The sequence below is a fragment of the Bradyrhizobium sp. WBOS07 genome (assembly GCF_024585165.1).
Taxonomy (GTDB): domain Bacteria; phylum Pseudomonadota; class Alphaproteobacteria; order Rhizobiales; family Xanthobacteraceae; genus Bradyrhizobium; species Bradyrhizobium japonicum_B.
On the sequence record NZ_CP029008.1, the window covers coordinates 2,656,539 to 2,673,555 of the forward strand.

At 65.7% G+C, this 17,017-nt stretch carries 15 protein-coding genes; 3 read left to right on the forward strand and 12 right to left on the reverse strand.

The annotated features are described in order from the left end of the window. Positions 1-27: 27 nt before the first annotated feature. From DCM79_RS12495 to DCM79_RS12530, 8 genes are all read right to left on the reverse strand, one after another. Positions 28-636 (reverse strand): riboflavin synthase, encoded by a 609-nt coding sequence (locus tag DCM79_RS12495; protein ID WP_257180095.1) that lies wholly within the window; start codon positions 634-636, stop codon positions 28-30. Continuing rightward, on the reverse strand, positions 636-1,784 hold the full coding sequence (gene ribD / locus DCM79_RS12500) for a bifunctional diaminohydroxyphosphoribosylaminopyrimidine deaminase/5-amino-6-(5-phosphoribosylamino)uracil reductase RibD (RefSeq protein ID WP_257180096.1): 1,149 nt from the start codon (positions 1,782-1,784) through the stop codon (positions 636-638). Before ribD ends, DCM79_RS12495 begins: the two co-directional genes overlap by 1 nt. Next, positions 1,781-2,263, reverse strand: a complete 483-nt coding sequence (gene nrdR / locus DCM79_RS12505; RefSeq protein WP_011087793.1) for a transcriptional regulator NrdR — start codon at positions 2,261-2,263, stop codon at positions 1,781-1,783. The genes ribD and nrdR overlap by 4 nt, the downstream gene beginning before the upstream one ends. Before the next feature lie 15 nt (positions 2,264-2,278). Continuing rightward, the gene (gene glyA / locus DCM79_RS12510; RefSeq protein WP_257180097.1) at positions 2,279-3,577 is read right to left on the reverse strand and encodes a serine hydroxymethyltransferase; all 1,299 of its coding nucleotides are present in this window, start codon (positions 3,575-3,577) and stop codon (positions 2,279-2,281) included. A gap of 266 nt (positions 3,578-3,843) precedes the next feature. Then, on the reverse strand, positions 3,844-4,065 hold the full coding sequence (locus tag DCM79_RS12515; protein ID WP_135165432.1) for a hypothetical protein: 222 nt from the start codon (positions 4,063-4,065) through the stop codon (positions 3,844-3,846). 37 nt (positions 4,066-4,102) lie between these two features. Then, positions 4,103-4,339 (reverse strand): hypothetical protein, encoded by a 237-nt coding sequence (locus DCM79_RS12520; RefSeq protein WP_257180750.1) that lies wholly within the window; start codon positions 4,337-4,339, stop codon positions 4,103-4,105. A gap of 206 nt (positions 4,340-4,545) precedes the next feature. Beyond that, positions 4,546-5,064 (reverse strand): transcriptional regulator LdtR, encoded by a 519-nt coding sequence (gene ldtR / locus DCM79_RS12525; RefSeq protein WP_018320040.1) that lies wholly within the window; start codon positions 5,062-5,064, stop codon positions 4,546-4,548. A gap of 509 nt (positions 5,065-5,573) precedes the next feature. After that, positions 5,574-6,059 (reverse strand): DUF6163 family protein, encoded by a 486-nt coding sequence (locus DCM79_RS12530; protein WP_257180099.1) that lies wholly within the window; start codon positions 6,057-6,059, stop codon positions 5,574-5,576. Positions 6,060-6,196: 137 nt separating this feature from the next. On the opposite strand from DCM79_RS12530, the gene hemB reads away from it, so the two are divergent. From hemB to DCM79_RS12545, 3 genes are all read left to right on the forward strand, one after another. Then, the gene (gene hemB, locus DCM79_RS12535; RefSeq protein ID WP_257180100.1) at positions 6,197-7,258 is read left to right on the forward strand and encodes a porphobilinogen synthase; all 1,062 of its coding nucleotides are present in this window, start codon (positions 6,197-6,199) and stop codon (positions 7,256-7,258) included. Positions 7,259-7,573: 315 nt separating this feature from the next. Beyond that, entirely contained in the window at positions 7,574-8,116 is a 543-nt protein-coding gene (locus DCM79_RS12540; protein ID WP_257180101.1) for an RDD family protein, read from the forward strand. A gap of 120 nt (positions 8,117-8,236) precedes the next feature. Beyond that, positions 8,237-9,013 (forward strand): arginyltransferase, encoded by a 777-nt coding sequence (locus DCM79_RS12545; protein WP_254131951.1) that lies wholly within the window; start codon positions 8,237-8,239, stop codon positions 9,011-9,013. 68 nt (positions 9,014-9,081) lie between these two features. Here the strand turns inward: DCM79_RS12545 and DCM79_RS12550 are convergent, their stop codons facing one another. The 4 genes from DCM79_RS12550 to DCM79_RS12565 are packed head-to-tail and all read right to left on the reverse strand — an operon-like array spanning position 9,082 to position 16,610. Beyond that, positions 9,082-10,482 carry a Dyp-type peroxidase domain-containing protein gene (locus tag DCM79_RS12550; protein ID WP_257180102.1) on the reverse strand — a complete coding sequence of 467 codons (1,401 nt, stop codon included), beginning with the start codon at positions 10,480-10,482 and terminating at the stop codon, positions 9,082-9,084. Next, positions 10,479-12,290 carry a hypothetical protein gene (locus DCM79_RS12555; RefSeq protein ID WP_257180103.1) on the reverse strand — a complete coding sequence of 604 codons (1,812 nt, stop codon included), beginning with the start codon at positions 12,288-12,290 and terminating at the stop codon, positions 10,479-10,481. Before DCM79_RS12555 ends, DCM79_RS12550 begins: the two co-directional genes overlap by 4 nt. A gap of 19 nt (positions 12,291-12,309) precedes the next feature. Beyond that, positions 12,310-13,593 carry a cytochrome P450 gene (locus tag DCM79_RS12560; protein WP_257180104.1) on the reverse strand — a complete coding sequence of 428 codons (1,284 nt, stop codon included), beginning with the start codon at positions 13,591-13,593 and terminating at the stop codon, positions 12,310-12,312. After that, entirely contained in the window at positions 13,590-16,610 is a 3,021-nt protein-coding gene (locus tag DCM79_RS12565) for an adenylate/guanylate cyclase domain-containing protein (protein ID WP_257180105.1), read from the reverse strand. The genes DCM79_RS12560 and DCM79_RS12565 overlap by 4 nt, the downstream gene beginning before the upstream one ends. Positions 16,611-17,017: the final 407 nt, after the last annotated feature.

Consider the following 17,017-nt stretch of genomic DNA (forward strand, 5'->3'; position numbering starts at 1 on the left):
AGCCGCCCCGGAATGACGGCTTCGCCGTCACTTCATCTCCGTCAGCCGCGCCGCGTAGCGGGCCATCAGATCGACCTCGATATTGACCTCGTCCCCCGCCTTCCAGCCGCCGATCGTGGTGACCGTCAGCGTGTGCGGAATGATCAGCACCGAAAAGGTCGCGTCCTTCACCGTATTGACCGTCAGCGAGACGCCGTCGAGCGTGATCGAGCCCTTGGTGGCGATGAACCGCGCCAGCTCCCGCGTGGTCGCGAGCTCGAACCGCGCCATATCGGGCAGGTCCTCGCGGCTTACGATGATCGCAATGCCGTCGACATGGCCGGCGACGATGTGGCCGCCGAGCTCGTCGCCGATCTTCAGCGCGCGCTCGAGGTTGAGCCTGGTGCCCAGCTTCCAGTGCTTCGCCGTCGTCAGCGCCAGTGTCTCGGCCCCCGTATCGACCTCATACCAAGTCTTGCCATCTGCGACGCCGGAGGCGACCACCGTCAGGCACACGCCGTTGCTGGCGATCGAGGCGCCGTCGGCGATCGTGGCTTGATCATAGCGGCAGGCGATGCGGAGCCGGTGCAACTGGTCCTGCGCCACGGGCGTGAAGCTGACGATCTCGCCGATATCGGTGACAATGCCGGTGAACATTACGCACGCTCGTAGATGGTGAGAGTATCCTTGCCGAATGTTTCGCTAGCATGAACCCTGTAGGCCTGCGACTGCGTGATTTTCGACAGGGGCAATGCATCGAGCGCATCGACGCCGCCATTGCCCACCGCTTCCGCGCCGCGGAACAGCCAGATCTCGTCGACGAGGTCGGCCGCGACAAACGAGGACGCCACCCGGCTACCGCCCTCGACCATCAGCCGGGTGATCCCCTTCCCCGCCAGCGCTTGCAGCACGGCCGGCAAATCGAGCCCGGAGGCGCCGGCCGCCGGGACGCGGATCACTTGCGCGCCGGCCGCACCGAGCCGCGTCGCGGCTGCGGCTTCCGCAAGCTCAGAACCCATCACCCAGAGCGGCGTCTCGCGCGCCGAGCCTGTCAGCCTGCTCGCGCCGGGAATCCGCAGGCTCTGATCGAGCACGATGCGCACCGGCGAGCGCGCCGCCATGCCCGGCAGGCGGCAGGTGAGAAGCGGATCGTCTGCCAGCACCGTTCCGATGCCGACCAGGATCGCATCGCATTGCGCACGGAGCAGATGCACCCGATTGCGCGCCGCCTCCCCCGTGATCGCGAACGGCTTGCCGCCCGCCGCACCGATCTTGCCGTCAGGCGAGACCGCGAGCTTCAGGATCACATGCGGACGGTGATCGCGGATACGGCGGAAATGCCCGGCATGGTCGAACGCGGCCTCCGCCGCGCACAGGCCGACGTCCACGTGGACGCCGGCGGCGCGCAGGCGCGCATGACCCTGGCCCGCGACCTCCGGATTGGGATCTTCGACCGCCGCCACCACGCGCTTGATGCCGGCCGCAATCACCGCATCGGCGCAAGGCGGCGACTTGCCGAAATGCGAGCACGGCTCCAGCGTGACGTAGAGCGTGGCACCGCGCGCGGCTTCGCCGGCCCGCAGCAAGGCTTCAGGCTCGGCATGCGGACGCCCACCTGGCTGGGTCCAGCCGCGGCCGACGATCACGCCATCCCTCACCACGACGGCACCGACGGCCGGGTTGGGCCAGGTGCATCCCTGCCCGCGCCTGCCTAGCGCCAGCGCAAGCTGCATGAAACGAAGATCGGCGTCCTTGGCCTCGCGGGCCTTCTGCGCGAACTGGTCTTCCAGGATGCGGAAGATCATTTGCGGATCGCGGCGAGCCGCGCTTCCTCCTCGCCGGAGAGCTCGCCGAGCACATCGGCGAAATCCTTGGCCTCGCGGAAATTGCGATAGACCGAGGCGAAGCGCACATAGGCGACGTCGTCGAGCGTGCGCAGATGCTCCATCACGGTCTCGCCGATTACTTCGGACGAGATCTCGGCCTCGCCCCCGGTCTCGAGCTCGCGCACGATGGTGGAGACCATCTTCTCCACACGCTCCGGCTCGACCTGCCGCTTGCGCAACGAGATCTGCACCGAGCGCATCAGCTTGTCGCGATCGAACGGCACGCGGCGGCCGTTGCGCTTGATCACCGTGAGCTCGCGCAGCTGCACGCGCTCGAAGGTGGTGAAGCGGAAATTGCAGGCGACGCATACGCGCCGCCTGCGGATCACGGACGAGTCCTCGGTCGGACGCGAGTCCTTCACCTGCGTATCGAGACTGTTGCAGTTCGGGCAGCGCATCCGTGGGACCCAGCCTTACTGATAGATCGGAAACCGGTCGGTCAGTGCCTTGACCCGTTCCTTGATCGCGGCTTCCACCAGCGGCGCCTTGCCGTCGGAAGACTGCGCGATCGCGTTGAGGACCTCGGCGATCATGCCGCCGACCTGCTGGAATTCGGCGACGCCGAAGCCGCGGCTGGTCGCCGCCGGCGTGCCGAGCCGGATGCCCGACGTGACGAAGGGCGACTCGGGGTCGAATGGGACGCCGTTCTTGTTGCAGGTGATGGCGGCGCGGACCAGCGCCTTCTCCGAGACGTTGCCCTTGAGGCCCTTCGGCCTGAGATCGACCAGCATCAGATGATTGTCGGTGCCGCCGGAGACGATATCGAGACCATGGCCCTTCAAGGTCTCGGCCAGCGCCTTGGCGTTTTCGACGACGTTCTTGGCGTAGACCTTGAAGTCCGGACGCAGCGCCTCGCCGAAGGCGACCGCTTTCGCCGCGATGACGTGCATCAGGGGACCGCCCTGCAGGCCCGGAAAGATCGCCGAGTTGAGCTTCTTGGTCAGCGTTTCGTCATTCCACAGCATCAGGCCGCCGCGCGGACCGCGCAGCGACTTGTGCGTCGTCGTCGTGGTGACGTGCGCATACGGCACCGGCGAAGCATGCACGCCGCCGGCGACGAGACCGGCGAAGTGCGCCATGTCCACCAGCAGGTAGGCGCCGACGCTGTCCGCGATCTCGCGGAAGCGCTTGAAGTCCCAGGCGCGCGAATAGGCCGAGCCGCCGGCGATGATCAGCTTCGGCTTGACCTGCTCGGCCTGCTTGGCCACCGCATCCATGTCGATGATCTGGTCCTCGCGGCGCACGGTGTAGTGCGCGGCCTTGAACCATTTGCCGCTCATGTTGACGGGCGAGCCGTGAGTGAGATGGCCGCCGGCGGCGAGATCGAGGCCCATGAAGGTGTCGCCGGGCTGCAGCAGCGCCAGAAACACCGCCTGGTTCATCTGGCTGCCGGAATTCGGCTGCACGTTGGCGAAGCCTGCGCCGAACAGCTTCTTGGCGCGATCGATCGCGAGGTTCTCGGCGACGTCGACCCACTCACAACCGCCGTAATAGCGCGCGCCCGGATAACCCTCTGCGTACTTGTTGGTCATCACCGAACCCTGCGCTTCCAGCACGGCCCGGCTGACGATGTTCTCGGAGGCGATCAGCTCGACCTCATGGCGCTGCCGGCCGAGCTCGCCCTTGATGGCGGCGGCGATTTCGGGGTCGGCCTGCTCGAGCGAGGCGGTGAAAAACGAATCGGGCGCGGAGGCGGTCTTGGGTGCGGTCATCTTGGGAATATCTCCACCGCCGCAGCCTTTTGGCGGGCTGCGGGCGGGTCTGGTGTGGCGGTCGGAAGCAGGCGCGATCTACCACATCGCCCGCAACAGGCCAAGGGTTTGCGGGTCGGGCCCAATATTTATGCCAGATATGGTGGAGAGAGGAGATTTGCGGCGATCGGGCCGTTCGCAGGAGCCCCGTCCGCCTCACCCGGAATGGGGCCGCTTCGGGCCTTAGCTGCTCCTGCCTGGAGCCGCGGGCCGCGGCAGGGGTCGCGTCACAACCCCGTATACCCCGCCTTGACCGGGTCCACGCTGCCGTCGAGCTGGCGCAGATAGGTCAGGCCGCACACCGTCAACCTATGGGGGTCCTTCTCGCCGGCTTCCATCAGGGTGGTCAGATAGTTGGTCACCTTCATGCGTGCCTCCTCACTGGCCGCAGCGGTGCGGTTGGCGAGCAGGTCATAGGTCTGCATGATGCGGTCGATCGCGGCTTCCATGGCACCCTCTGGTTGATCGGTGGTCTGTGATGGTTGATCAGGCAACCGCGCTGGCCCCGGAATGCGCCTGGAATTGGGCGATGGCCTTGTTGGCGAGCCTGATCTTGTTGAATTCGCCGCGCTGAAGCAGCTTGATGATGATCCCGAGCAGGCGTTCGTTGGTGACGAGCGTATCCGGGATCGTGCCGGAGCGGCGAAGGTAGTTCGCGGCGATGGCGTAGGCCTCGCTCACGAGTTCCACGTTCATCGCCTGCAGCCCGCGCTCGACCAGCATCGCCCTGTCTCCGATCCCGGGGAAGATAAGCGCCAAGTGCGGAACTTGTTCCGCACAGCCCGCGAATTTTTTTCGCAGTGCAAAAATGGAACCGCACCGGCCCGGGGGCAACTCCGGACCAGTGCGCTTGGGGAAGTCAGGCACGTCCAGGGCAGGCTTGCCGGTCTTGTTGCGGGCCGGCTTGGCCTTGATCCCTTTTCGAAAGCTCAAAGACGATAGAGGATCTGGTCGGTCCAGAACCGCTCGAGGCGGTGCAGCGACTTGTTGAGGGTCGAGAATTCCTCGCCCGAGATGCCGCCGACCTGCTCCACCGTCTTGACGTGCTTCTGGTAGAGCGCATCGACGATGCGGCGGACTTCCTGGCCCTGCGGGGTCAGGCGGATGCGCACCGAGCGGCGATCGACGCGCGAGCGCTGATGATCGAGGAAGCCGAGCTCGACGAGCTTCTTCAGATTGTAGGAGACGTTGGAGCCGAGATAGTAACCGCGCGTGCGCAGCTCGCCCGCGGTCAGCTCCTTGTCACCGATGTTATAGAGCAGGAGCGCCTGCACCGAGTTGATGTCCGCACGGCCGCGGCGATCGAATTCGTCCTTGATCACGTCGAGGAGCCGGCGATGCAGCCGCTCCACCAGAGTCAAAGCTTCCAGATAGAGCGACTGCACCGAACCCTGCTGGCCGGAGACGCGCTCTGCGGTATCTGCCGCAGTTGCGACGGCTTTCATCATGACACTTCCCCTGTTGTCGTTTTTGTCGACACTTATTCGACGAAACTTGTGTCCCGCCTGATAGGTGCAACTTAAGGGGCGCGTTTGAAGATCGGCTTAAATAAGAGAATAAAGAGATCATGAATTTAAGACAGTGAATTGCGGATTAAGCCTGTGCCACAAGCACTTTTCGAAAGCCTCTGTTGACCTTCGCAAGGTCCTGTTCACCCTCCGTCCGCCCCGGTTGTCGCATTCCAGAACAGGCCTGCCCGGTTTCGAAACGGGCGCGTAACGGCTGTGGCGGCGCCGGCTGGTCAACGAAAACTTACCGCAAATTTTAGGCAACCAGCGGTCAACCAAACGCGCACAACTCCGCGCTCGTGTCCCGGACGAGCGAAGCGAAGATCCGGGACCCAGAAGCCGAAAGCGAGATCGCGGAGGGATGGGCCCCGGCTCAGCAAAGCATCACGTCGCAAATGCGACGCGCTGCATTGCGTCCGGGGCACGAGAAAGCGTTGTGATCGTCCGCCCTACGGCGGCCGCTCGCGCGCGGCCATCCAGGCCAGCGCGAGATAGGCGGCGAGCATGGCGGCTTCGACGCCGACGACGATCAGGCTGCCGCCGTAGATGCCCGGGAACATCAGCTCGATCACCGCCATCGACACCACGGTGGTCAGCCACACCACCGCGCCCCACGGCGTTGCCAGCCACAGGCCGACCGCGGCGACGAGCTCGATCACGGCGAAGTAGACGGTGGCGGCCTGCCAGGCCATCGACTGGTTCTCGAACGCCTCGTCCTCGCCGCCGACAAAGCCCGTCACCTGCGCCCAGTGATAGAGACCTTTCAGGATCGAGAGCAGCGCCATCACCCGCAGGAACAGCACCAGGCGGCGCGTCCAGACATTGTCGTCGGACTCGGCCCGCTCCGACGAGATCGCCGCGACGGAGATCGCGTGGTCTCTGGTCGCGTCCCTGGCGCTCTCGCGGGCCGCATCGCGGGTGGAGATCTCGGACATGGTCCCCCTTCTGGCTGCTTCGCCCCGCAAAATCAATCGGCTGCCCATCAGGTCAATTCTGCCTTGCGGCAGGTCAAGCCGCGGTGACGGGAACCGTGCGAGCTGGTATAAGAATAATTCCAGCCGGAGGAAGAGTGATGGCGATCAAATACGGACGTCCGATCGAATTGCGCGAGGTCTCGCGCCGCGAGGGCACCGCCGTGCCCCATGCCCTCGATCTGACCGTCCGGCCGCGCCGCAACCGCAAGGCCGAATGGGCCCGGCGCATGGTGCGGGAGAATGTGCTCACCACCGACGATCTGATCTGGCCGCTATTCCTGATCGACGGCACCAACAAGCGCGAGCAGGTCGCCTCGATGCCCGGCGTCGAGCGCCTCAGCGTCGACCAGGCGGTGCGCGCGGCCGAGCGCGCCATGAAGCTCACCATCCCCTGCCTCGCGCTGTTTCCCTACACCGAGCCGTCCTTGCGCGACGAGGAAGGCTCCGAAGCGACCAATCCGAACAACCTGGTCTGCCAGGCCGTGCGCGCGATCAAGAAGGAGTTTCCGGAGATCGGCATTCTCTGCGACGTCGCGCTCGACCCGTTCACCAGCCACGGCCATGACGGCCTGATTTCCGACGGCAAGATCCTGAACGACGAGACGGTCGCCGTGCTGGTGCGCCAGGCCCTGGTGCAGGCCGAAGCCGGCTGCGACATCATCGCGCCCTCGGACATGATGGACGGCCGCGTCGCCGCGATCCGCGAGGGGCTGGACCGCGCCGGACTGCTCGACGTGCAGATCATGGCCTATGCGGCCAAATACGCATCGGCCTTCTACGGCCCGTTCCGCGACGCCATCGGCTCGGCCAAGACGCTCACCGGCGACAAGCGCACCTATCAGATGGACAGCGCCAACAGCGACGAAGCCCTGCGCGAGGTCGAGCTCGATATCGCCGAGGGCGCCGACATGGTGATGGTGAAGCCCGGCATGCCCTATCTCGACGTGGTCCGCCGCGTGAAGGACACGTTCGCGATGCCGACCTTCGCCTACCAGGTCTCGGGCGAATACGCGATGATCGCGGCCGCCGCGAACAACGGCTGGCTCGACGGCGAGCGCGCGATGATGGAGAGCCTGCTCGCCTTCAAGCGCGCCGGCGCCGACGGCGTGCTGAGCTACTTCGCGCCGAAGGCGGCGGAGAAGCTGCGCAGCCAGGGCTAAGCGCGCGCAACAATCTCCACTGTCGTCCCGGCGAACGCCGGGACCCATACCGCGTGATTTATCGATGATGCGCGGTGTTGGTATCGACGCGGAATTATCTTCGCCCAAACCGCTCCCTGTGGTTATGGATCCCCGCTTTCGCGGGATGACACCACGGGGTGGCGACATTGTCGGCGCTCAAACCGACAGCCTCCCCGCCCCCGAATCGCCGGAATATTTCGGCTTGTTAATGTCCGCGCCCTTGGCACGGAGATGGCCTATTCCCATGTCCTGCCTCGAGGGTTTTCCCTCTGTTTCCCCCTGGGAGGACGGACGATGTCGTACGACTCGGGCAATTCAGGCGCCTGGCGCAATGATGGCGGGGTGCAGCCGCACGCCTACGATCCCTATCTGCACCCAGAGCTGTTCCGGGGCGTCGCGACGCGGCGGGTGTTCGCCTTCCTGATCGACATGGTCGTGATCTCCGTGCCGGTGATCCTCGGCTACATCTTCATCGCCTTGTTCGGCGTGGTGACGCTCGGCATCGGCTGGGCGCTGTTCTGGCTGGCCTGGCCCGCCTCGGTCATCTGGGCCATCGTCTATTACGGCGCCTGCATCGGCGGGCCTTCGTCGGCGACCATCGGCATGCGGCTGATGGATCTGGAGCTGCGCACCTGGTACGGCGCGCCCGGCTATTTCGTGCTCGGCGCCACCCATGCCGTGCTGTTCTGGGTGACGGTTTCGTTCCTGACGCCTTTCGTGGTGCTGGTCGGCCTGTTCAACGGCCGCCGGCGGCTGCTGCACGATTTCGTGCTGGGAACGGTCGTGATCAACAATTCCGTCCGCGCACCGGTGCCGCAGGGCGCCAGAAGCTGGTGATCAAGGACCTATCAACCAGGAACGACTAAAGCTGTCCGATCCGACCCGCCAAGCAGACCGATTGACCAGGGGCTTCCGTAGCGCGATGCTGACATTCACTTCGGAGGCCCACGACGTCCCTTGACCCAGCACTCGCGCGACACACCCCAATTCTACCTTACGGCGCCCTCCCCCTGCCCGTATTTGCCGGGCCGGCATGAGCGCAAGGTGTTCACGCATCTGGTTGGGGACCGGGCCGGCGACCTCAATGACCTCCTGACCCATGGCGGTTTCCGCCGCAGCCAGTCGATCGCCTACCGGCCGGCCTGCGACCAGTGCCGCGCCTGCGTCTCGGTCCGGGTCGTCGCCAACGAGTTCCGGCCCTCGCGCAACTTCCGCAAGGTGATGGCGCGCAATTCCGACATCATCGGCGAGCAGCGCAGCGCGGTGCCGACCTCCGAGCAATATTCCGTGTTCCGGGCCTATCTCGATGCCCGCCACCGCCACGGCGGCATGGCCGACATGACCGTGCTCGACTACGCCATGATGGTCGAGGACAGCCATGTCGAGACCCGCATCATCGAATACCGCAAGCGCGGCCCCGACAGCGGCATCACCGGCCGCGGCGAGGAGCTGATCGCCGTCGCGCTCACCGACGTGCTCAGCGACGGCCTGTCGATGGTCTATTCGTTCTTCGAGCCGAGCCAGGTCAGCCGCTCGATGGGCACCTTCATGATCCTCGACCACATCGCCCGCGCCCGCCGGCAAGGGCTGCCCTATGTCTATCTCGGCTATTGGATCGAGGGCTCCAAGAAGATGGACTACAAGGCCCGCTTCCTGCCGCAGCAGCGCCTCGCGCCCTCGGGCTGGCTGCGCATCGACGCGCAGGGCGATGCCGCGTCCGAGCCGCAGGATTGAGGCGCGATGCGGAAGAGCGCGAAACGTCTTCCGCAAAGCTCACCCGTAGGCAACAACCTCGAGCGCGCTCAAGCGCGTGCGATGAAGTTCAGCGCTGCGATCCCCGGCAGGAAGAAGTAGCCGCCGCCGAGCGTCTGCGTGAATTGCCGCAGCGAAACTTCGCCGCCGCTCGGCTGGCCGGGAATGGTGAAAGTCTTCGGGCACGGCTGCGATCCCACGATCGGGTCGTCCTGGCTCTCGAGCGATCCAAATCTCCGGTTCTGCAGCCAGCGCTGGTGGATGAACTCGAACTGCCGCTCCAGATCCGCATTGCAGGCGATGAAGAAAATGCCTTGGTGGCCCGACGTCTCGCGATAGGGCCGACCACGCCGCAGCAACCGGTGCAGCTTGGATGACTTGATGCTCGATTGCACGTCGGTGCCGAGCGAGTCCCGGGGATGGGAGCGGCGCACATGGGCGCCCTTGGGACACATGAAACCGTTGGCGTCCTCGACGCGATAGCGGAATGCATCGGCCGCCGAATCCGACACGGGCACGTTCGGATCGCCTTTCCATGACAACGGCAGCCCGTTCTTCCGGCGCCCCATCAGCTTCTCGCCGGCCGAGACGCCGTTCGCCGCCGCGAAGGCCGCATGCGCGGCCTCAAACGCCTCGAAGGTGGCCACATCCTGCGCGAACTGACGCACGGCAAGATAGCTTCCGTTCAGGGTGAACCGCCCGCTGGCACCGTTCCATCCCTCCACGTTCGGGCAAAAGGTCAGCTCGTCGTATTCGTTGCGATAGCCCAGGATGAATTCGCCCGGCTCCACGACCCGGTCGTCATAGAGATCGCGAGCTCCCTCTCGCGCCTGCTTGAAGCTCTCGCCATCCTGGTCCCTGAGGCCCCTGATCACCGGCTGGGCGAGCCCATCGCGAAACCCGAACGGCTCACGCAGCTTGCCATCCGCGCCGAAGAAGTCGGAATCCGCCCCGACCTCGATAACGGAGAAGGCGCTCGGATCGACCGCGGGCAGCCGCGAAGTCACGCCGCGCATCTTCCATTCCGCCAGCAGGATGTGCACCACCTCGCCGCCGCCGGGGCCTTCGCGATCGGTCCAGGTCCAGTGCCGGTCTTCGTCCCGCAACAGCTTGGCGCGCAATTCGCTGCCCATGCCGCTGCGGAACGGCGTCGGAAACGGATGCTCGCTGGTTTCCCGGCAGCCCAGCTTCGCCAGCCCCGAATAGGTGAAGCCGATCGCCACGACGGCATCGAGAGGCGCCTTCTGCTGCTTTTCCTGCTTCGGCTTGCCGACCTGTTCTGCGCTGGCGACCAGGCCGGAGTCGAGCAGCTGCGCCAGCCATGTCTTCGCCAGCCTCTCGTCGAGGATCGTCAGCAGCCTGAAACGGCTGGTGGTGAGCGAGCCGAAGCCGCTCTTCAACATGGCCTGGATGTCGTGGCTTTGTTCGGAGAGACGTGGAGCGTGCCTCATGTCTCGATGGCCCTCATGATCAGATCGTCGTTCTTCCCGTTGCGCTCGCCGAACAAGGCGTCGCGCAGCGTTGTGGCGAGATTGATCTGGTCGACTGTCCGGTTGCAGGCGTCGAAATGGTAGAGATGCGGCAGCATGCTGTCGCGCGCATAGGACTTGAACCTCAGCTCGCACTTCACGCCGCGAAACACCACGAAGCGCGTCGGCGGAAAGCGGCGCGGCTGCGCGATGCCGGGTAGTCCGGGCAGCGCCGGGGCACGTGGACGCAGCTCGGTCCAGCGCCAGGCCAGCGTGGTGCCGGCGGCCGCGCCGTTGATGAAGTCGTCGAGATAGCCGCCGAAATTGCCGTCATAGTTCGAGCAGAACAGAAATCGCCGACCGTTGTCGATGATGTGCCAATGCCCGAAATGGATGCCGGGTGCGTTGCCGAGCCAGCCTTGCGTGAAGAACACGCGTCCGGCAAACGTCACGATGCGCAGCGCCATCCGGATGCACCACGCACTCCACCACCGCGGACCGCGCAGCTCCGTGAGGCTGAACATGTGCTGGGTTCCATCGACCAGATCGGCCTCGCATCGCTCGATCGTCGGATGGATCTGCTGGGCGCGCGGAACGTCGTCCTCGAGCGGATGAAAGAACTGCTCACTCAGCTTCTTGAACCGGCGGTTGAGCCAGTGAAACAGCGCGCCGATGCAAAGCACCGCGGCGATCGCGACGACGGCGATGCCGATGATCTGCAATCCGGTCAGCTTTGGCAGCTTCGGCTCGACGACATGAGCCATATAGTCCGGCGCCACCGCATAGGCGAGCGGCGCGAACGTGTAGGCAAGGGCGCACGCGGCGACGGCCAGCAGCAGCGGCACGCCGATCAGCCAGCCCCCCACATAGGTGGCCAGCGAGGAAAGCGTCTGGGTCGGCCGATCGAGCTCCTGCTGGACGCTGTTCAGCCAGCGCCGCCAGGACACGAATTGAGCGGGCAGCGGCACCAGGAACAGCCAGACGAGGAATGCGATCACGGCGAACGCCAGCAGCCCGTGCCAAGTCATCGTCAGCAGGCATTCGCTCGTCCTGGTGACGGCGTCTTCGATGGCCCGCCCCACCGGCCCCGGCTCGCCGAAGAACCAGTTGTAGGCCCGCGGAAGCGCCCAGGCGGTCCCAAGCACGACGAACCACAGCACGATCGCCGCCACGGGATAAGCGAGCTTCGCACCGATGCTCGCCCCCTTCCCGCGCCAATAGGATCGCGGCGCAGGCTTGACCGCCCACTCGAAACGGGGATTGGCGTAAGCCCAGCGCGCCAGCGCCAGGGCGAATGCGGTGCGGTCGTTGCCGTATTTCAGCTTCAGCTTTCGCGCTTCGATGCGCGTCTGATCCAGCAGGTCGCTCTCCATCTTGATCTGCCGGACCGAACGGTCGCGCGCGCCGACGAAGCCGCCGGTGGCGATGCTGTGCCAGCTCATCAGCTGGTTCAGCAATTGCTCCTTGTCCTTGGCTGTGGGCGCTGCGACATCGGGAGCGACCATCGCGCCGAACAGCGTCCACATCGCGCCGTCGGGATGGTAGACCAGCCGATACAGCAGGTCGTAGGGACGCAACCCCTCCTCCACCGCCAGCTCGAGCACGAGCGACGGCTGCTGGTTCGGGGCGCCGCCTAAGGCCGGGAGCAGCCCGATCGAGGCGAAGTGCACCACCGCGACGTCCTCCAGCAGCGCATCCAATGCATCGTGAAGTTGCTTTGGGATTTCCGCTCCGCCGCTCCAGCCTGGCGCAACGATGCAGATCATCTGCTGCCGGACGATCTCGAGCATGGCCCCGTCCTCCGCTCACTCAGGTGGTACGCATGCGCATGCGCAGCATCAGCGGCCCGTCATAGGCGATGGCCTTGCCTTCGCCGCGCGCCAGTTGCAGCCGCGGCAGAGTGAGCAGGCCGATCAGCGCGCTGGTCAGGATCTCCACCGCGTGATCCCGCGCGGGACATTGGCGGTAGCCATATCCGAACATAAGATACCGCAAGGCATCGTTCCTGCCCCAATCGCGATCCGGGCAGAAGCGGCCGCTCTCGGGAACGGCGCTCGGATCGAACAGCGCGGCGATCGACAGCAGCGAGACCTTGCCGCCGCCCGGGCATCCGGCGTTGTACCGCGCTCCGGTCTTCATTTCGGTGTCGCGCGGCACGTCGCGCGCCAGCAGCGGAAAGATCGGCCGAAAGCGCATCAGCTCGAGCACATGGTTGCGCACGATCGTGCGGAACTCGGGATCGGTCCAGACGCCGGGCTCGCCGAGCTTGCCGGCCTTCGATCGCAGCTCCTCGTAGACCTTCGTTCGTCCCAGTAGCTCCTGGACAGCAAGGGCTCCAGACTGAACGGTGACCGGATGCGAGATCCAGGCAAGGCCGACCGCGTTCCGTTCAATGTCCTCGGAGGCGCTCTTGACGCCCCAGGCGGCGCCGATCGGGCCGCTCACGCGATCGATCCGAGCCTGCAGCGCATCCCCGCAGGCTTCCGCCCGTCGCCGAAGATCGAGCGTCGCCAGGCTGCCGGCCAGGAGCTGCCCCGCCACATAGCGGATTTCGAGCATGTACTGCCGTTGCAGGCCTTCGTCGACATCACCTCGTGCGGCGTCGGTCGCCGACCCCGCCACCACCGCACCCGTGGCCGCGCCGAACAGCGGCCGCATGGCGTGGAAGACGACCCACATCAGGTAGTCTTCGATCAGGTCGAATTCGCCCCCGCGCCCGTTCAGGACCTTGATCCGTCGCTGCGCCTCGGCATCGGAATCGGCGGGAACGTCCAGCGCCGCCAGCCGCGCATGGACCAGATCGCGATCGGCCGAATAGGTCGGGCCGGGATCCATCCCGATGAGATAGTCGCCGGACACCATGTTGGCGGCATGCGCCGTGTTGGAGAAGCTGCGCGTCCGCGTCAGCACGTCCCTGACGGCACTGGCGCGCGCCGCAAGGCCAAGCCGGCCTCCGACCGACGGCCAGAGTCGCAGCAGTGCGCCGAATGCACGCAAGACGGTCGTGTGGCGGTTGAGCCAGCAGAACAGGCCATAGGAGAGACGGCGTGCTCCCGGCGGCAACGCGTCGGGTTCATAGGTCGAGAGCCTCATGCTGCATACCCGTCCTTCCGCCAATCTGCGAGGACCGCGGCGGCCTGTCTTTGATAGTGGGGCATGCCCAGACGGTCCGCCGCCTCGGCGGCTCGCTTGAAATTGGCTTCGGCGGCGGCCAGATCGCCCGCGTGCCGCAAGGTTTCCGCCAGCTCGTACAATGCTTCGGTCTGGTGACCGTATTCCTCGGCGGTCTCCTCAACGGCCTTGCGACCGACCGCGATCGCATCGTCGAGCCGACCGAGCTTGCGATAGGCGACGCCCAGGCTCACGCGCATGAACGTCCGGCCGTAGGGTCCGGCCGCCTCGTAGATGCGATCGGCAAACCCCTTCTCCAACATCGTCGCCGCCTCGGCGGCCTTGCCGTTGCGCGCAAGCGCGCTGCCGAGAACGCCCGTGCAAACCGAAAGCATGGTCGGGACGTTGTGCGTCATGCATTGCTGCACGCCGGCCCGCATCAAGGTCTCGGCTGGATCGAGCTCCCCGCCCTCGATCCATATCTGCGACTGGACGGTGTCGATCAGCAGCCGGGAATAGGGATGATTGATGTTCGACAGGATCTCGTAGGCCTTGGCACAGAACGTGTGGGCGGTTGAATTGTCGCCCAGTCGCCAGAGCGTGCTGGCATGGAACGCATACAGATTGACGATGGGAATGGCGGCCCATCCGGATTGGACGACATGTGCCGACAGTTCCGGTCCGTAGTCGGAGAGCAGAACATGGCCTTCCACGGCGGCCTCTGCATATCGCCCGAGAGCGTGGAGGTGCATCAGGCGGGTCTGATGCGCCGCCATCATCATGTGGCGGCGCTGGGCCAGGCGGGCCGCCTCCAGACCCTGTGAGGCATACCGCAGGCCCTGCTCGAAGCGTCCGCGCATCCACAGGAACACCGCCGTCTCGGTCGACACCGCCGCTCGTGCGCGCTGATCGTTCAGCTGCACCGCGATGGCTTCCGCACGCTCCATGTTGCGGAAGATGTCGTCGATCTGGCCGAGAGCCAGCATGGCCCCGATCGCTTCCAGCCGAAGCGCGAGCTCCAGGGTCTGCGCGATCGAGGCGTCATCGACACGGCGGGCTGCATGAAGTCCCTTCTCGAACGATTGAAGGGCCTCCTGATTGGCCGAGCGCGAAATGGCACGGGCCATCGACTTGACGGTGAATCTCGCCGCCTGCTCCCACTCCTCCCCTTTGAAGGCATGATGCGCCAGCGCCGGCGCGACATCGGCTTCAGCCGCCCATGGCCGCGCATGCAGCGCCAGGAAGGCCTGCCGGTGCAGCGCCTTCAGCCGCGCGCGCGTGAGAGCGGCGAGCACGACGTCGCGCACCAATGCGTGGCGAAACGCGAACGCGTGCTGTTCGAGCGAACCCCGTGCCTGGTCCGGCCCCGCCAGAAACCCGGACGCAACGCACAGACCCAGCAATTCTTCGGCTCGCCCCGGGTCCACGGCCTGCATCGCCGCGATCAGTTCGCGCGTGATGGGGTCGCCAAGGATCGCCGCGGCCTCGAGCGCGGATTTGGCGGCATCGGGCAGCCTGTCGACGCGCGCACTGATCACCGCGGCGATGGAGCCCGGCACGCGCAGCTCTCCGGGCGGCCGCTGCAGACGGTATGCACCCGGCGTTCCCTCGAGTGATCCGTCGTCGATCAGCGTAATGACCAACTGCTCCAGGAAGAAGGGATTGCCGTCGGCGCGCGCGACCAATTCGTTCATGATGCCGAGCACGGAGAGATCATCCCCCAGCAAGGCACGCGCGAGCCTGAGCATCTCGCCGTCGCGGAGAGGCTCGATCATCCGCTCTGCAAACCACGGCGCCTCGCGCCACTGATGGTCGAAATCGGGTCGATAGCTGACGCAGACCAGGATCGGCCATCCCTGGAGCTTTGGAAGCAGGGCCTCGAACAGCCGCCGGCTCTCGCGGTCGGCCAGGAAAACGTCCTCGAGCACGAGCACGAACGGGCCCGCCTGGGCGCGTCTGCGCACGAGCCACAGCAATGCCTCGCCGATGCGACGCCGCCGCTGGACCGGGTTCAGCGCCAGCCAGCCCTGGTCCGGCGCCGCAAGATCCAGCAAGTCATTGATCGCCGCGAGATGTGCGGCACCTTCCGGGGCCCATTCGGCGACCAGGGTGCGCCCAATGGACTGGGCATCCGTCATGCCTGTTTGCGGCAACCTGGCCAGGCTCGCGATCAGGTCCGCAGCGGTGCTGTAGGCGCGCGCGCTCGCATAACCTCTCGCCTGCGAAAGACAAACGTCGATGCCCTCACCTGCAAGCGCGGCGATCCAGTCGGCGATCAAGCGGGACTTGCCGATGCCGGCATCGCCGCACAGCCCGATCGTTCGCATCGCGCCGGTTCGAACGATGTCGAGATCCCCGGCCAGCATCCGCAAGGACTCCTCGCGACCGACCAAAGGCGCCCAGCGCTGCTTGCGCGTCAGCGGCGCCGCCGCCGAGCTTTCGGTGGCGACCACGACCTCATGGAGTTCGACAGGATCGTCCAGCCCTCGGACTGAGCGCAGCCCGACCGGCCGCGTGTCGATCTGCTGCGCGACGAGGCGCTGCGTCGCGGCACTGATCAGAATGCCGCCGGGCGGCGCCATCTTTTCGAGCCGCGATGCAAGGTGAATCGTCTTGCCGTCCGCACCGTAGTGCGACCAGCCGTATTGTCCGACGACGCCGACCAGGACCTCGCCGGAATTGATGCCGATACGCAGCGTCGGGCTGGCCACGCCCTGAAGCGCGTGGCCGGGAATGGTTGCCCGCTGCATCTTGAGGGCGGCAAGGCATGCCCGCAGCGCGTGATCCTCCTGCGCCACCGGCGCGCCGAACAAGGCGACGAGCCCGTCGCCGAGCAGCTGGCTCACCGTGCCGCCATAGGTCCCGACCGCCTCGGCCAAATGGTTGAGGGCCCTGCCGAGATAATTGCGGGATTCCTCAGGGTCGGAGTGCTGGAGCAGGGATGTCGAGTCGCATACGTCGACGAAGAGAACGCTGACCTGCTTGTTCTCAGTCAGCATCTGTGACCGAACCGCGGTGTAATCGTGCAGCGGGACAACCCGCGGCTCGCGGTCAGGTGTGCTGGCGACCGATGGAACGGAGGGCTGCTCCAAGGCACGATCGACGGCACGATCGAGGCGCGCGCCGCATTGAGAGCAGAAGCGATGCTCACGAGAAACACGGGCCGAACATGCGGGACACTTGGTCACGGCTGTACTCACTCATCAATGACTTCAACGCAGCAATCAACGCACACTGGCCTGATCATCGTCCCTCACCGGACGTGAACCCGCGCAGTCAAAATAAATCCGTCAAGCCAATGGCCTCGCCACCGGCTCCGCGCGCCGAGATCGCGCACAACCCATAGACGTAACCGGAGAAGATGCGATCGGCGCACTTACTCCGGCGCGGGACCGCCGATTATCCC

Coding starts and splice junctions, on each gene's coding strand:
- DCM79_RS12550 (WP_257180102.1), bottom strand. CDS start 10,482: ATGAGGCACGCTCCACGTCTCTCCGAACAAAGCCACGACATCCAGGCC.
- ldtR (WP_018320040.1), bottom strand. CDS start 5,064: ATGATGAAAGCCGTCGCAACTGCGGCAGATACCGCAGAGCGCGTCTCC.
- ribD (WP_257180096.1), bottom strand. CDS start 1,784: ATGATCTTCCGCATCCTGGAAGACCAGTTCGCGCAGAAGGCCCGCGAG.
- DCM79_RS12565 (WP_257180105.1), bottom strand. CDS start 16,610: ATGCTGACTGAGAACAAGCAGGTCAGCGTTCTCTTCGTCGACGTATGC.
- DCM79_RS12515 (WP_135165432.1), bottom strand. CDS start 4,065: ATGGAAGCCGCGATCGACCGCATCATGCAGACCTATGACCTGCTCGCC.
- DCM79_RS12530 (WP_257180099.1), bottom strand. CDS start 6,059: ATGTCCGAGATCTCCACCCGCGATGCGGCCCGCGAGAGCGCCAGGGAC.
- DCM79_RS12555 (WP_257180103.1), bottom strand. CDS start 12,290: ATGCTCGAGATCGTCCGGCAGCAGATGATCTGCATCGTTGCGCCAGGC.
- nrdR (WP_011087793.1), bottom strand. CDS start 2,263: ATGCGCTGCCCGAACTGCAACAGTCTCGATACGCAGGTGAAGGACTCG.
- DCM79_RS12540 (WP_257180101.1), top strand. CDS start 7,574: ATGTCGTACGACTCGGGCAATTCAGGCGCCTGGCGCAATGATGGCGGG.
- DCM79_RS12495 (WP_257180095.1), bottom strand. CDS start 636: ATGTTCACCGGCATTGTCACCGATATCGGCGAGATCGTCAGCTTCACG.
- hemB (WP_257180100.1), top strand. CDS start 6,197: ATGGCGATCAAATACGGACGTCCGATCGAATTGCGCGAGGTCTCGCGC.
- DCM79_RS12560 (WP_257180104.1), bottom strand. CDS start 13,593: ATGAGGCTCTCGACCTATGAACCCGACGCGTTGCCGCCGGGAGCACGC.
- DCM79_RS12520 (WP_257180750.1), bottom strand. CDS start 4,339: ATGCTGGTCGAGCGCGGGCTGCAGGCGATGAACGTGGAACTCGTGAGC.
- glyA (WP_257180097.1), bottom strand. CDS start 3,577: ATGACCGCACCCAAGACCGCCTCCGCGCCCGATTCGTTTTTCACCGCC.